Source organism: Gallaecimonas pentaromativorans, assembly GCF_003751625.1.
In the GTDB taxonomy this organism is placed as follows: Bacteria; Pseudomonadota; Gammaproteobacteria; order Enterobacterales; family Gallaecimonadaceae; genus Gallaecimonas; species Gallaecimonas pentaromativorans.
Window position 1 is genome coordinate 141539 of the sequence record NZ_RJUL01000001.1, and the last position, 14594, is coordinate 156132.

The window sequence follows — 14594 nt, forward strand, 5'->3', positions numbered from 1 at the left end:
AATAAAAACGGCGCCCTTGGGCGCCGTTTTTATCATCAGGCCACGGTGACCCTGGCAAACTTGCGTTTACCCACCTGGAACACCGCGGTGGTGCCTTTGGCTACCACCAGCTTGGCATCATCGACCTTCTCGCCGTCCTGCTTGACCGCGCCTTGCTTGATCATGCGCATGCCGTCGGAGGTGGAGCCCACCAGACCGGCGTCTTTCAAGAGGTTGGCAATGGCCAGGCCTTCGCCTTCAGCCTGCACTGTCACTTCATCCATTTCATCGGGGATGGCGTTTTTCTGGAAACGCTGGATAAAGTCTTCGTGGGCCGCTTCTGCGTCGGCATCGCTGTGGAAACGGGCGATGATCTCCTTGGCCAGCAGGATTTTATAGTCGCGGGGGTTGGCGCCGCCGCTGATGGCCTCTTTGAAGCCGGCAATTTCGTCCATGGGGCGGAACGACAGCAGCTCGAAGTAGCGCCACATCAGCTCGTCGCTGACCGACATGATTTTGCCGAACATCTCGGTGGGAGCGTCGTTGATACCGATGTAGTTGCCCGCCGACTTGGACATCTTCTTGACGCCGTCCAGGCCTTCAAGAAGCGGCATCATCATCACCACCTGGGTAGGCTGGCCTTCGGACTTTTGCAGCTCACGGCCCATCAGCAGGTTGAACTTCTGGTCGGTACCGCCCAGCTCCACGTCGGCCTTGAGGGCCACCGAGTCATAACCTTGCAGCAGCGGGTACATAAACTCGTGAATAGCGATAGGCTGGTTACCGGCAAAACGCTTTTTAAAGTCGTCCCGCTCCAGCATCCGCGCCACGGTGAGGTTGGAGGCCAGTTTGAGCATACCGGCGGCGCCCAGCGCTTCAAGCCAGGAGGAGTTGAACACCACCTGGGTCTTGGCCGGGTCGAGAATTTTGAACACCTGCTCTTTGTAGGTCTCGGCGTTACGCAGCACGTCTTCGCGGGTAAGCGGCGGGCGGGTGGTGTTTTTGCCTGAGGGGTCACCGATCATGCCGGTGAAGTCACCGATGAGAAAGATCACCTCATGACCCAGATCCTGGAACTGGCGCATCTTGTTCAGCACCACGGTATGGCCGAGGTGGATGTCGGGTGCGGTCGGGTCGGCACCCAGTTTGATGCGCAGCGGGCGGTTTTCCTTGAGCTTGGCGACAAGCTCCTCTTCAACCAGGATCTCTTCTACACCCCGTTTCAGGATTTCCAGGGCGTCCTGGGCCAAAGTCATGATCAAAACCTCATTTCACGGCAAAAAGTCATAAGGGCCTAGTGTATCCGATTGGCTAAGGCCAATAAAAGCCGATAGACTGCCCAAGGATTAGGCAGCTCAGCTGCATTCAATAACTTACCTGCCCAAATCGCCTATGCTGCAGCATTTTCAAGCCCTACCGAAGGGCCATAAAATTCTGGTAAGTGGTATCAGCGCCCTGTTGGCGCTGGCGCTGCTGCTTCCGTCCGAAGACGCCGAAGCCACCCGCGACCATGACCTTGAAAAGCTCAAGATCGGGGAGCGCTACCCGCTGGTGGTTAATGTCGAGTCCCGCCCGTTGGTGGAATCCGACACCGCCCCGCAATACGCCTGGCACACCGAGACCGTCAAATCCGGCGATAGCCTGGCCAAACTCTTTGACCGCGCCGGCCTGTCGGCCCGTACCCTGCACGACATGCTGGCCAACCTCGGCGCCAAAGCCAAACCGCTCACCGAGCTTCGCCCCGGCGAGAAACTGGACTTCGCCAAAGACGAAAACGGCACCCTGCTGGCCATTCGCTACGCCATGAGCCGCACCCAAATCCTCAACGTGGTGAAGCAAGACGGCAACTACCAGTTGCAAAGCGACACCATTCCCGTTGAACACCGCGAACAGTTCGCCACTGGCACTATTACCTCCAACTTCTGGAACGCCGGAGTCCGAGCTGGCCTGAGCCCGGCGGTGATTGACGGCATCGCCAACATCTTCGGCTACGACATCGACTTTGCCCTTGAGCTTCGCCACGGCGACAGCTTCGCGGTGCTTTACCAGCAAGATTATGTGGACGGCGATTTCGTCTCCGACGGCGATATCCTGGCGGTCAGCTTTACCAACCAGGGCATCACCTACAACGCGGTGCGCCACAGCGACGGCAACTACTACACCCCCAACGGCCAGTCCCTGCGCAAAGCCTTCTTGCGCTCGCCGGTGAGCTACAAGTACATCTCGTCAAGCTTCAACCCGCGCCGCCTGCACCCGGTAACAGGCCGAGTACGCCCCCATAACGGCATCGACTACGCCGCAGCCGTGGGCACGCCGGTGTATGCCTCGGGCGATGGCCGGGTAGTGAAATCGGGCTACTCAAGCCTTAACGGCAACTACATCTTCATCAAGCACGGCGAGCAGTTCGTGACCAAGTACCTGCATCTTTCCAAACGCTTGGTGGCGGCCGGTATGAAGGTGCGCCAGGGCCAGACCATCGGCAAGGTGGGTGCCACCGGCCGGGTTACCGGCCCACACCTGCATTACGAATTTTTGGTTAATGGCGTGCACCGCAATCCTCGCACCGTGCCGCTGCCAGAAGCCGCCCCGGTGCCCAAAGCCGAGCTGGCCGATTTCAGGACCCAGGCCCAGGACATGATGGCCCGCCTGAGTAACCAAAAGCGCATCATGCTGGCCATGAAATAACCAGCCGCCGCGTCAAGGCTGAACCCCGTCACAACGCCCGCATTTAGCGGGCGTTGTTGTCTGTGCCAAACCTGCCAAATACGCCCCTTGCCATGTATGCTGGCCACAGTAAAAAGCCCTGTGCACAAAAGGGAGATTGGCATGAGCCTCTACATTGGCCTGATGAGCGGCACCAGCATGGACGGCATCGACGCGGTGCTGGTGGATTTTGAGCACCCGGCGCCCAAGCTGCTGGCCACCCACCTCGAACCGCTGCCAGACAAACTCTGCGAGGGGCTGCACCTATTGTGCCAGCCGGGTAGCGACAGCCTCGATGCGGTGATGAGCATGAGCCTGGCCTTCGCCAAGGCCAGCGCCAAAGCCTGCCGAGCGCTGTTGAAAAAAGCCGCCATTTCCCCTGACCAGGTTGTGGCCATTGGCAGCCACGGCCAGACCATTCGCCACCGCCCCCAATGGGGCTTTAGCGTGCAGATTGGCGACGCCGCCACCCTGGCGGTGGAAACCGACATCGATGTGGTCAGTAACTTTCGGATGAAGGACTTGGCCCTTGGCGGCCAGGGCGCACCTTTGGTACCGGCCTTTCATAAGGAAGTGCTGAAAAGTGATGCGGTGCTCAACATCGGCGGTATTGCCAATGTCACCTTCCTCGGCGACAGTGTCTGCGGCTTTGATACCGGCCCCGGCAACACCCTGATGGACGCCTGGATGCGCCGCCACCAAGGCCAGAGCTTCGATAAAGACGGCGCCTTCGCCGCCACCGGCAAGGTGCTGCCCGAGCTACTTGAAAAACTGCTCACCGAGCCGTATTTTTCCCAGCCCTGGCCCAAATCCACCGGCCGCGAGCTGTTTCATCTGGACTGGCTGGACGGCTTTTTAACCGGCAAGGAAGCGCCAGCCGATGTGCAGGCCACCTTGTTGCAGCTCACCGCCGAGTCGGTCGCTTTGCATTTAAAGGCCCTGGCGGTGACAGGCCGGGTGGCAGTGTGCGGCGGCGGCGCCCAGAACCCGGTACTGATGCAGGCCTTGAAGGCCAAACTGCCGGCCCTTGACTGGACTACCACCGACCAGCAGGGCATCCCCGGCGACTGGCTCGAAGCCATGGCCTTTGCCTGGCTGGCCCGGCGTTTTGTAAAAGGACTTCCCGGCAACCTGCCACAGGCGACCGGCGCCGCGCGCCCCGCCATTTTGGGACAACTGACCAAAGCCCACTAAGCAGGGGCGCTTTCTTATTGCAGTACAACAGGGACAATCATGGCGAGTCTTAACCGAATCATTCTTATCAACACTCACCTCAAAGGCGTGGTGGAGCTGGTACTGGACGACCACACCAACATTTGCGGTACCAATGCCTCGGGCAAGACCACCTTACAGCGTCTAGTACCGGTTTTTTACGGCGAATACCCAAGCCGCGTAGTGCCCTCAACCCGCGATAGCTTCGAACGCTGGTATCTGCCCACCGAACAAAGCTACATCATTTACGAATACAAGCGTCCTGGTGGCCAGTTGGCCCAGGCGGTGTTGGCGTCGGCAGGTGATGGTAAAGGGGTCAATTATCGTTTTATCGGCAAAGGTTTTGAGCTCGATGACTATGTCAAAAGCCGCCAGGGCGACAGCCTGACCTTCTTGACCATGCAGGAATTGGGACGTGAGCTTAAACGTGCCGGCACAGAGCACAGTAACCTCATCAATAGTACTAGTCAGTTCAAAGCCGTTATCCAAAACGACCGCTCCTTACTGGGCACTGGCGGTAACCGCAGTGAGCTGCGCCATGCTGCGCGCCTCTTTTCCCTGTGCCAGCCGGAGCATTCCCTGCGCCATATCGAAAAACTGGCCAAGGCAGTGCACTCCAAGGAAGGCAAGATGGAGACCATCAAGTCGATGATCGCCGCCATCTTGGAAGAGGACGGCGTCACACCTCCCACCTCTAAACTGCGGCCACAGTTGGTGGAAGCCTGGATAAGAGAGAGCCAGCTCATTCAGGGCTTTAATGCTATCCGCCCCGAATTTGACAAACTCGAGCAAGAATTTGAGGAACTGGGCCAGTGTGAACTACGCCTCAGCGGCCTGACGCAAGGCTATAAGACAGATGAACCCCGGCAGTGGCAAGCCAAAGAACAAAACGAAAACCTGATAGAGGAACTGGGGTTTCGCAAAAACCAGTTGGAAAACAGCTGGAAGGGGCAACGTGACGCTCTGAACCAATCGCTATCCCGCACCCAAAGCGACCTAAAAACGGTTTCAGAAGAACTGGATCGCCTCGAAGAGCAACACCAGGCCTATATGGATGCCGATATCGAGCAAGCCAAAGCCGACTTGGAGCGGATCCCTGCCTGGCAGAACGACCTCAATGATCTGCGCCAACGCCACAAACTGCAGACCGAGAATCACTTGGACGTGCAGGCCGCTTATAAAGAGCGCCTCTATGCCATTACCCAACAGTTAAACGCTGTACTAGAAGAGCTGAGCGCCCAGCAAGAAAGCCTTCAAGAACAGCGCAGCGCCAAGCTGCAACAGCAAGGTGCCGAACTAACCGAACTGGATCAGGGTTTTGATAAGCGCCGCCAGCAAGGCCTCGACACTTATCGGGAGAAGATCCACCAACTGGATCTGGAATATAACGCCATCCAGGCCCGCATCGAAGGGGCAGCCTATCTGGAGGAGGAACGCCAGACCTTACTGGTGCTCGATGAGCGTATTTACCTGGCCGAGGAAGCCATGGAGGGTACTTCAGCCAAAGTGGAGCAGCTTGGGCAGCAGGAACGGCAACTGCTCGCTAAACGCGAAGAGGCCAACGAAAGCTGGCAACAAGCCAGCCGACGGGTTATCGAGCGCCAAAGCCAGTTGGACGACATCAAGCAGCACCTTTACCCCGGCCATCACAGCCTGCTGGAATTTTTGCGCCGGGAAAGTCCCCAGTGGGAAACCCGCCTGGGTAAGGTGATAAGCCCGGAGTTGCTGCACCGCAGTGACCTCAAGCCCAGCCTCGGTGGTGATAACGATTCGCTGTTTGGCGTCCAGCTCGACTTGGCTGCCCTCGACATTCCAGAACATGCTCAAACCGAGCAAGCTTTGCGCCAGCGCCTGGAACAAGCTGAAGCCGAGCTGGAAGAGGCCCAGAGCACCCAGCATGAAGCAGAAGATCTCCTGGTTGCCGCCGGCCAAGCACTTAACGCGCTACGCGAACACTTGATCTTGGCTCGCACTAAGGAGAAGAACGCCAAGGAAGAGCGTCGCCGCTTGGTAGACGAGCGCAAGGCCCAACAAGACAAGATCAATGCAGCCTTGGCCGAGCGCAAGCTGCAAGGCAAAAAGCAACTGAGCGCGCTGGATAGCCAACGCCAACAACGGCAAAGCGACCATCAGCTTTGGCTAGACCAGCTCAAGGAGCAAGCCCTCGAAGCGCGCATGGAAAAAACCGCCTATTGGCAAGAGGTGGTAGGGGCAATGGATGAGCAGCTTAAGCAACTCAAGGCACAAATTCAGGAGCGCCGCGCCCGAGCCAAAGAGGAAGAGCAAGCCTGCGAAAAATGGTATCGCCAGGAACTGAAATCTCAGGGCATAGATGAAACAGCCATCTTCAAGCTTGAGCAAGAGATAACCAGCCTGGAAAAACGTATCAACAGCACCGAACAGCGCCGGGCCAAGGTCGCGGAGTTCAACAACTGGTACCAATACCACTGGCTGCAACGCAAACCTCGCTTACAACAAGAACACACCGAGCTGCAAAGCCGGTCTGCCGAGCTGGACCAACAGCTAAAAGACGCCACTAGCCAGTACAAGCAGCAGCGCAGCGAACTGGAACAAGCCGGTATACAAGCAGGGCAAGCTTTAGCGAAAGCCGAAGATTACCTCAGTAAGATCAAAAGCCTACTAAGGCGTATGGGTGAAATAAAGTTGCCCAAAGAGGGCGTTGACGCCATGGGCGGCCTGGACGAACGCCTCGCTCTTGGCGAAGATCTGCTGCAGCAGCGTGACCAGCACCAAGCCGCCGTCAAAGCCTATGTGGACCGCTTCGACAGCGTCATTGCCAGCCAATCCGGCTCCAGTCTTAGCGAAACCTGGGAGCGCAGCCGCGAGCAATGCACCCTGGTCAACGACAAAGGCTTTACCTTGCTCGATTATCGCAAGCTGGTGCCTGAATTGAAGCAGTTGCTGCAGGTACTAGTGCCCCAAAGCGTCACGGCGCTGCGTGAACAGGGCCGCATCTTTGGTGACGATCTTAACAAGTACCACCAGATATTGGCCGACATCGACAGGCGTATCGCTTCCCAAAGTACCCGCATCACCCGCGAGGTTGGCGAGGAGCTGTTCCTGGACGGGGTGTCCGACTCAGCAGTGCGCATTCGCTCCAAAATCAGCGAGCTGGAATTCTGGCCAGAATTACAAGCCTTTATCCGCGCTTACAAGGCATGGCAGGCCGACGGCTTTACCGAGCTGCCCAACGAAGACTACACCAGCGCCATGCGCCGGGCCTTGGACATCATTGGCCGCTCGGCACTCGCCGGCAGCATTGCCAACTTGCTGGAAATTGAGCTGCGGCTGCGCGAAGGTAACTCAGATTTGGTGATCCGTACCGATCGCCAATTGGGAGAGTCCTCCAGCCACGGCATGGCCTATCTCATACTCTGTAAATTCTTGTTGGCCTTTACCCGTTTGCTACGCGGCAACACCGGGGTGACTATTCATTGGCCCATCGACGAATTGGGCACCCTGCACTACAACAACGTCAAAAAAATCTTCGACGCTTGTACCAACAACAATATCCGGGTGCTGGGCGCTTTCCCCAACCCGGACTCGGAAGTGCTGGGGCTTTTTGCCAACCGCTATATCGTCAACAAACAAACCCGGCAACTGCAGGTGGTTAAACCCAAGCATGACCCCATAGCCGAGCGTCTCAAACTCAAAGAACGTCAGCGGGAGGTGGTGTAAATGCTTTCAACCACAGCACAACAGGTTGTCGAGCAACTGCTGCGCGGCCAATTTATCTGTCGCACCACCAACGAGGAAGGCTGGCGCCTGCTCAAGAGCCCGGCGGGCCGTGAGAAGGTGGAAGATTTCCTCGGCCAACTCAACCGCACCCTGGCCCAGGTCGGCACAGGCAACGACGGCGATGTGTTCTTTTGCGGTTATCGGGCGCTTAACGAGAGTGAGCGTCGGGTCATTAGTCAGCAGTTCAAAGATATCTGCCATGCCCTGACGCCCTTGGTGGAATGGCTGGTACTGGTGCAGGAGGCCACAGCCCAAGACGCACCGCTGACCGAAGGCGCCGCCGTGCGTCTTGGCGAGCTACAAACCATAGTGGAAGACACCCCCGCTTTTCGTGAAAAACTAGCAAAAATAAGCCACTTTCGCTTTTTCAACTCCACGTCTACTCAGGTCGACGGCCAGATAAAACAGGTATTCAAGCGCCTAGTCGACGAGGGCTACCTTATCCGGCCCAACCCGGACAAACAGATCTACATCGCCACCGGCAAGCTTGATTACCTCTACGAGGTGATCCGTTTTATCGACGAAACCGAAGGGCTAAACCTGGAAGCCCAGGCCGAAACCGCCAGCCAGGCGAGCCTGCTATGAACCCGCAACTACAACAGGCCGGGGTACGGTTTCTCAAACTGCTGGGCCGCCACAGCGACGTGATCATGGACGCCTACCTAGGCGGCGAAGTGGCCGACGGCCAGCTTGAAGAAGGCGTGGAGGAGCGGCTTAAAAAGGAAGGCATTCTCTACCGCCCCGAGCAGGGGGCCAACCTGCGCTTGCGTAAATCGGTGCGTACCCTGCTTGAAGAAGCTCTCAAGGACGAACGCAACCGCCAAATAGACACCAACCTTGGCTCGGCCCTGGCCGCCATCAAGACCCTGGCAGCCCATTACAAGGAAGCCCGGCACAGCGGCGATTACGGCGGTGCCGAGGCCTACCTGTCGGACTTGGCCGAGGCAGTTTATTCCTTTGCCGAAACCCTGCGCCACGATATTCGGGCATTGTGGGGGCGTATCAACAACGCCTTTGGTTACGTGGGCACTATCAACGCTAAGATCCGTGAGAATGAGTTGGCGCAGTCCCAGGTAAGCGATCTGTTGGCAGGCCTGGAAATGGTCAACTTTCAGGAACTGGCAGATATTGCGGGGGATATTCGCGAGCTGCGCCGGCTAATGGTAACCAGCCTGCAAAGCACGTTGTCCGAGTGCACCCAGGAACTGGGCATGGTGCAAGCAAGGCTATTGGAACTGCTGGGGCGGTTTCGGGAGATCCGTGGCCGCACCCGGCTCTTAAAAGGCTGGCTGTTGCACCAGGATCAGCACCCTGACTACCAAGTTGGCAACCACGCCGGGCACCAAGCCTTGCCGCAACTGTTCAACCAAGCCGAAGCTATTTTGGCACCGGCCTGGGCGACTGTTCATAACAGCCAGCACGAACAGATGCTGATCGAACTGGTGGATCAGATCAAAGCCCAGGGCCTACTCGAGAGAACCACCAGTCAGCCTCAGGAAGCACTGCCTCTGGTGATGGAAGAGGTGGACGATTTTGAAGTGGCCCCAAGCCCCATCAAGCAAGCGGTGGATGATTACTTTATTGCCGTTATCGACAGCGGCGAGGAAGAATCCGCCTTGGGTTACCTGGCAAGGCACCAACTGCCCTGGGACGCCGAGAGCTGGCTTTACCAAATCATCAACGGTTATGAGGGCCTGGCCGAAGAGCAGCGCCGCCACTTCGAGTTGGACCCCATAGGCGAACCCCACCCCATCTACAGTGGCAACTTTATTATTCGGGATCTGAGCCTGTGGCTGGCCTAACGCGAGGGCATCTCAAGGCGGTACATGAGCTGCTCTACCATCGAAAAGACAAGGTGGCAGCCAACGCGCAGTGGCAAACTATCTGCGCTCAATTAGAACTGTCGCCGCCCCGCCAGGGGAAGTTCTTGCTGTTCGACGGGGCGCTGCGAAAAGAGCTTAGGCAAGTGGCCGAAGCCGTCACCGGTTATGATTTGATGTCGCCTTTGCCAGAGGGCGACCGCAACCTTTATGCCAAAGCGGGCTTTCTCAATGAGAAAGTCTCACCAGTAAAACCCAACCAAGGTTATGTACTGCTAAAAGGGCAAATCCCTGGCTTGCCACAACTGGACCCGGCGGTCAGCGTAAGGCTACCGCTGACCAGCCTGGCACTGGGCGCCTTGGAGACGCTCGTGGTCATGGAGAACCTCGACAGCTTCGACAGTTGGCACCGCTATGTTGTACCTGCCGAGTTACAACAGGCGACAGTCCTCTACCGAGGACACGGCACAATGGCTGGCAGCAAAGCCTTATTGGCAGAGCTACCCGTCTCGGTCAGGCTGGTGGCCTTTACTGATCTCGACCCCGCCGGGCTGCGCACCGCCCACGCCGAACTTAAAGCCCAAGCGTTACTCACTCCCCAACTGAGCAGCAGCCTGATAAAAGTAAGTGTGCGGGATGACTTCAATCACCAGCACGAAGCTCAGGCTTATTTGGAAAAAGCCGAACTGGGTGGTTGGCAGGCTCTTTGGGAGCGGGTAAAAGCGGCCAAACTCAGTATCAAACAACAGCATATGTTGGCCCAGGCCGTACCTCTTACACTGCTTCAAAGATAACGGCCGTACCGAAAACGCCATGCCCAATCGCCGCTACCTGTATCTGCAAACCGCAGACTTCGCCGATAACAACGCTTTTGCCCAATGGCTGCTTGGCGCCCTGGAAAAAGAAGGCGTCATCACCGGCAATGTGACCGACGAAGATTTTATGCAGGTGGTGGAGGCTAACGTTGCTGGCATGCCAGTGTCGTTTTATCTCGGTAAAACCGAAGATGACACCACGCCACCCACTTGGTTGGTCTGGCCGCAACAACAGTGGAGCTGGCTTAGTCGCTTACTTGGCAAGGCCAATTACGACGCTGAAGCCGAGGCTCAAGCCTTGCTGGAAAAGGCAGCGAGCAGCGCCGGATCCTTTACCCATATCGAATGGGACGACAAATAAAAAGGGAGGCAAAGCCTCCTTTTTTATTGCTGGAAGACCTTATCCAACAGACCAAGGGCCTCGGCCACCTCGGCCTCGCTGATATTGAGCGCCGGCATAAAGCGCAGGGTATTGGCCCTGGGAGCGTTGATAAGGAGCCCCAGCGCCATGGCCTTTTCCACCAGGGCGCTGGCATCCAGCATTCCGGTATTGAGCGCCAGCAGCAGGCCCTGGCCACGCACCTCGCCAAGGCCGTACTTGGCGCTCAGAAGACTCAGGCCTTCTTTCAATTGCTGGCTGCGGGCATTGACCCCTTCCAAAAAGCCGGGGGCGGTGACCGCCTCCACCATGGCCTGGCCCACGGCGCACATCAGCGGGTTACCGCTGAAGGTGCCGCCCTGGTCGCCGTATTCAAAGCAGCTGACCGCTTTATCTATCAGCATCGCCGACAGCGGCACGCCGCCGCCTAGGCCCTTGGCCAGGGTCATGATATGGGGCTTGATGCCGTGGTGCTCATAGGCAAAGAGTTTGCCGGTGCGGCCGATGCCGGTTTGCACCTCATCGAGGATCAAAAGCGCCTGATTTTCCTGGCAAAGGGCGGCCAAGCCTTGCAGGAAATCGCCGCTAGCCTCCACCACTCCCGCCTCCCCCTGTATGGGTTCGAGCATCACCGCCACCGTGGCGTCGTCCATGGCCGCCGCTACCGCCGCCAAGTCGTTAAAGGGCACCTTGATAAAGCCCGGCACCTTGGGCTCGAACAGCGCCTCAAAGGCCGGTTTGCCGCAGGCAGACATGCAGGCCAGGGTACGGCCGTGAAAGCCCCCTTCGAAGGTGATGATTTTAAAGGCGCCGTTCTTGTGTTTTTGGCCCCAGCGGCGGGCAAGCTTGATGGCCCCTTCGTTGGCCTCGGCGCCGCTGGAGGCAAAAAACACCTGGTCGAACACCGAATGCTTCACCAGGGTGTTGGCGAGCTCCACCATGGGGCCGTTGTAAAAACCAGGGCTGGCGTTCACCAGGGTGGCGGCCTGGCGGGCCAGGGCTTCTTGCATGGCTAAAGGGCTATGGCCCAGGGTATTTACCGCCCAGCCCTGCACCAGATCCAGGTAGCCCTTGTTGGTATCGTCAAACAGATAACTGCCCTGCCCTTTGACAAAGCGTTGCCCGGGGCGCTTGGCCACGGGGATAAGGGCACAATAGTCGGGGCTGGTCATAGGGTCTCCAGGCAATAAAAAACCGCAGCGACGGCTGCGGCTTGGGCGCGATAAACCAAGCTCAGCCGCGGCACCAAAGGAGGCGTCGGTACTGAGTAAGGCGTGTAAAACAGGCATCAGGTTGCATGGCGGCACTATCGTGCCGAAAGAATAAAAAATCAATATAAAAACATAATAATTCAAATGAGATTTTTAATGTGCAGCAGCTCCTGCCTAAATAACCCTTTTATTACATTCTGTTGCCGGCCTTGATGTTGCCCAAAACTCTCCTAGGCTAAACAGATAATCAGCGAGCCCAAGCCAAGACTTGGCCGCCACCTCAGCATTTCGCAGCCCACATAACTCCCGCCTTCGGCCCCTTGATAGAGGCTGGCGGCAACCTATGTTTTGCCTGGAGGAACGACGTAATGGCGACAGCGCAACAAGAGGTATCGGTAGATCTGGCGCTACAAGGCGGTGGCTCCCACGGCGCCTTTACCTGGGGCGTGCTGGACAGGTTGCTGCAGGAACAATGGCTGACCATAGAAGGCATTTCCGGCACTTCCGCCGGGGCCATGAACGCGGCGGTACTGGTGGACGGCTACGCCGAAGAGGGCCGGGTGGGTGCCCGGCGAAAATTACACCAGTTCTGGCGGATGGTGGCCAACGCCGCCATGTTCAGCCCCATTCAGCGCACCCCGCTCAATGTGCTGCTGGGCAGTTGGTCGCTGGAGAACTCGCCGGCCTACCAGCTGATGGACATGACCGCCCGCATGCTATCGCCTTACGATCTCAACCCCTACGGCGGCAACCCGTTGGCGATGATCCTCGACAACTGCCTGGATTTCGAGCGTATCGCCAATGGCCCCATCAAGCTTTTTATCAGCGCCACCAACGTGCACACCGGCGCCGGCAAGGTGTTTCGCCAAGAGCAAATGAGCACCGCTGTGCTGCTGGCCTCGGCCTGCCTGCCCACCCTCTATCACGCCGTGGAAATAGACGGTGAATATTACTGGGACGGCGGCTACTCCGGTAACCCAACCCTTGGCCCGCTGATGCTGGGCTCAAGCGCCAACGACACCATTTTGGTACAGATAAACCCGGTGCTGCGCGATGAGATCCCCACCACCGCCCACGCCATCACCAACCGCATCAACGAGGTGTCTTTTAACGCCGGGCTTTTAAAAGAGCTGCGGATGATCGCTTTTTTACGGCGCAGCATCTGCTCGCAATTCCAGGAGGGCAACCGCTGGGCCACCATGCGCATGCACCGCATCACCACCGACATGATGCTCAAGCTCGACTACTCCTCCAAGCTCAACGCCGAATGGTCTTTCCTAGTGGTGCTAAGAGACGAGGGGCGCCGCGCCGCCGAGCAGTTTTTGACCGAACACGGCCACCGCATCGGCAAGGAAGCCACCCTGGATCTGGACGCCATGCTGCCCAGCCATGAATAAACAAGGGGGCGGTTCCCACTGCATCAATTGTCACCCAGCTTGGGTAAGGTAGACAAAACACCCCGGACAAGGACCCCCGATGCTGCGCTACCTACTGCTTACCTGCCTGGCCCTTGGCGGCTGCCAATCGGCCCCCAAAGTACCGGCCCAGGTGGGGCCACGGCCCTTTTATCTGGTCGATGACATGAGCCCTGGCCCCCTTAAAGACCGCCTGGAGCAGTGCCGCACAGGGCCTTTTTATCGCAGCGATTTCGTGTTTGGCCACCGCGGCGCGCCGCTGCAATTTCCCGAGCACACCCAAGAGGCCTACCAGGCCGGGGCCGTAATGGGGGCCGGCACCCTCGAATGCGACGTCACCTTTACCAAAGACAAAGAGCTGGTGTGCCGCCACAGCCAGTGCGATCTGGCCACCACCACCAATGTGCTGCTCATCCCCGACCTTGCCGCCAAATGCTCGGTCCCCTTTACCCCGGCAAACGGCGACCAGCCTGCCCAAGCGCAGTGCTGCACCAGCGATTTCACCCTCGCCGAATTCAAGCGCCTTAAAGGCAAGATGGACGGCTTTAACCCCAGAGCCCAAACCCCGGCCCAGTACCTCTTGGGCTCCCCGGGTTGGCGCACCGACCTATACAGCCAGACCGGCACCCTGACGACCCTCAAAGACAGCATCGCGCTTTTTAAAAAGCTCGGCGTCAAACAAACCCCCGAGCTCAAGGCGCCCATGGTGAGGATGCCCTTTAACGGCATGACCCAGCAGGCCTACGCCCAAAAACTCATCGACACCTTTGTCGACGCCGGCATCGACCCCAAAGACGTCTTCCCCCAGTCCTTTAACCTTGAAGACATCCGCTACTGGCTCAAAGCCGCCCCAGCCTTTGGCAAACAAGGGGTCTTTCTTGACGAGCGGGACGAGCAACCGGGTTTTGACCCCATGAACGCCGCCAGTTGGCAGCCTTCCATGGCCGAGCTAAAGGCAGAAGGGGTGAATATCCTGGCGCCGCCACTGTGGATGCTGGTGACCCTGGACGAGAACGGCCAAATCGTCCCCTCTGCCTATGCCAAGGCGGCCAAGGCCGCCGGCCTTGACATCATCACCTGGAGCTTTGAGCGGTCAGGGCCCCTGGCCGGGGGTGGCGGCTGGTATTACCAAAGTATTGCAAAAGCCATCCACAAGGACGGCGACCGAATGACGCTTTTAGACGTGCTGGCCCGCCAGGTAGGGGTGAGAGCCATCTTCAGCGACTGGCCCGGCACCGTCACCTACTACGCCAACTGCATGGGCCTTGACTGAAAGCCACTAGCCCGCCGCCCGGTCCTTT

11 protein-coding genes are annotated in these 14594 nt (G+C 58.1%); 9 read left to right on the forward strand and 2 right to left on the reverse strand.

Annotated features, from left to right (window positions below):
* Positions 1-35: 35 nt before the first annotated feature.
* Positions 36-1235: a tyrosine--tRNA ligase gene (gene tyrS, locus EDC28_RS00665; RefSeq protein ID WP_050657735.1), complete on the reverse strand. Its 1200-nt coding sequence runs from the start codon at positions 1233-1235 to the stop codon at positions 36-38.
* Between the two features lie 136 nt (positions 1236-1371).
* Between tyrS and EDC28_RS00670 the strand changes: the two genes are divergently transcribed.
* The 7 genes from EDC28_RS00670 to EDC28_RS00695 all read left to right on the forward strand — a co-directional run bounded on the left by EDC28_RS00670 (position 1372) and on the right by EDC28_RS00695 (position 10649).
* Complete coding sequence (locus EDC28_RS00670) at positions 1372-2664, forward strand: peptidoglycan DD-metalloendopeptidase family protein (protein ID WP_123420327.1); 1293 nt, start codon at positions 1372-1374, stop codon at positions 2662-2664.
* Between the two features lie 141 nt (positions 2665-2805).
* Positions 2806-3876, forward strand: a complete 1071-nt coding sequence (locus tag EDC28_RS00675; protein WP_123420328.1) for an anhydro-N-acetylmuramic acid kinase — start codon at positions 2806-2808, stop codon at positions 3874-3876.
* A gap of 39 nt (positions 3877-3915) precedes the next feature.
* Positions 3916-7593: an ATP-binding protein gene (locus tag EDC28_RS00680; protein WP_170163982.1), complete on the forward strand. Its 3678-nt coding sequence runs from the start codon at positions 3916-3918 to the stop codon at positions 7591-7593.
* Positions 7594-8238 (forward strand): condensin complex protein MksE, encoded by a 645-nt coding sequence (locus tag EDC28_RS20075; RefSeq protein WP_170163983.1) that lies wholly within the window; start codon positions 7594-7596, stop codon positions 8236-8238.
* The gene (locus tag EDC28_RS00685; protein ID WP_123420329.1) at positions 8235-9455 is read left to right on the forward strand and encodes a phosphoenolpyruvate carboxylase; all 1221 of its coding nucleotides are present in this window, start codon (positions 8235-8237) and stop codon (positions 9453-9455) included. Before EDC28_RS20075 ends, EDC28_RS00685 begins: the two co-directional genes overlap by 4 nt.
* Positions 9443-10267, forward strand: a complete 825-nt coding sequence (locus EDC28_RS00690; protein ID WP_148049772.1) for a DUF7281 domain-containing protein — start codon at positions 9443-9445, stop codon at positions 10265-10267. The genes EDC28_RS00685 and EDC28_RS00690 overlap by 13 nt, the downstream gene beginning before the upstream one ends.
* A 19-nt stretch (positions 10268-10286) precedes the next feature.
* A complete protein-coding gene (locus EDC28_RS00695; RefSeq protein WP_123420331.1) occupies positions 10287-10649 on the forward strand; it encodes a hypothetical protein in 363 nt (120 codons plus the stop codon).
* Positions 10650-10672: 23 nt separating this feature from the next.
* Here EDC28_RS00695 and EDC28_RS00700 read toward each other — a convergent pair whose 3' ends face one another.
* Positions 10673-11839, reverse strand: a complete 1167-nt coding sequence (locus EDC28_RS00700; RefSeq protein ID WP_123420332.1) for an acetylornithine transaminase — start codon at positions 11837-11839, stop codon at positions 10673-10675.
* A 407-nt stretch (positions 11840-12246) separates the two neighbouring features.
* On the opposite strand from EDC28_RS00700, the gene EDC28_RS00705 reads away from it, so the two are divergent.
* Positions 12247-13275 (forward strand): patatin-like phospholipase family protein, encoded by a 1029-nt coding sequence (locus EDC28_RS00705; protein WP_123420333.1) that lies wholly within the window; start codon positions 12247-12249, stop codon positions 13273-13275.
* Between the two features lie 79 nt (positions 13276-13354).
* On the forward strand, positions 13355-14566 hold the full coding sequence (locus EDC28_RS00710) for a glycerophosphodiester phosphodiesterase family protein (RefSeq protein ID WP_123420334.1): 1212 nt from the start codon (positions 13355-13357) through the stop codon (positions 14564-14566).
* Positions 14567-14594: the final 28 nt, after the last annotated feature.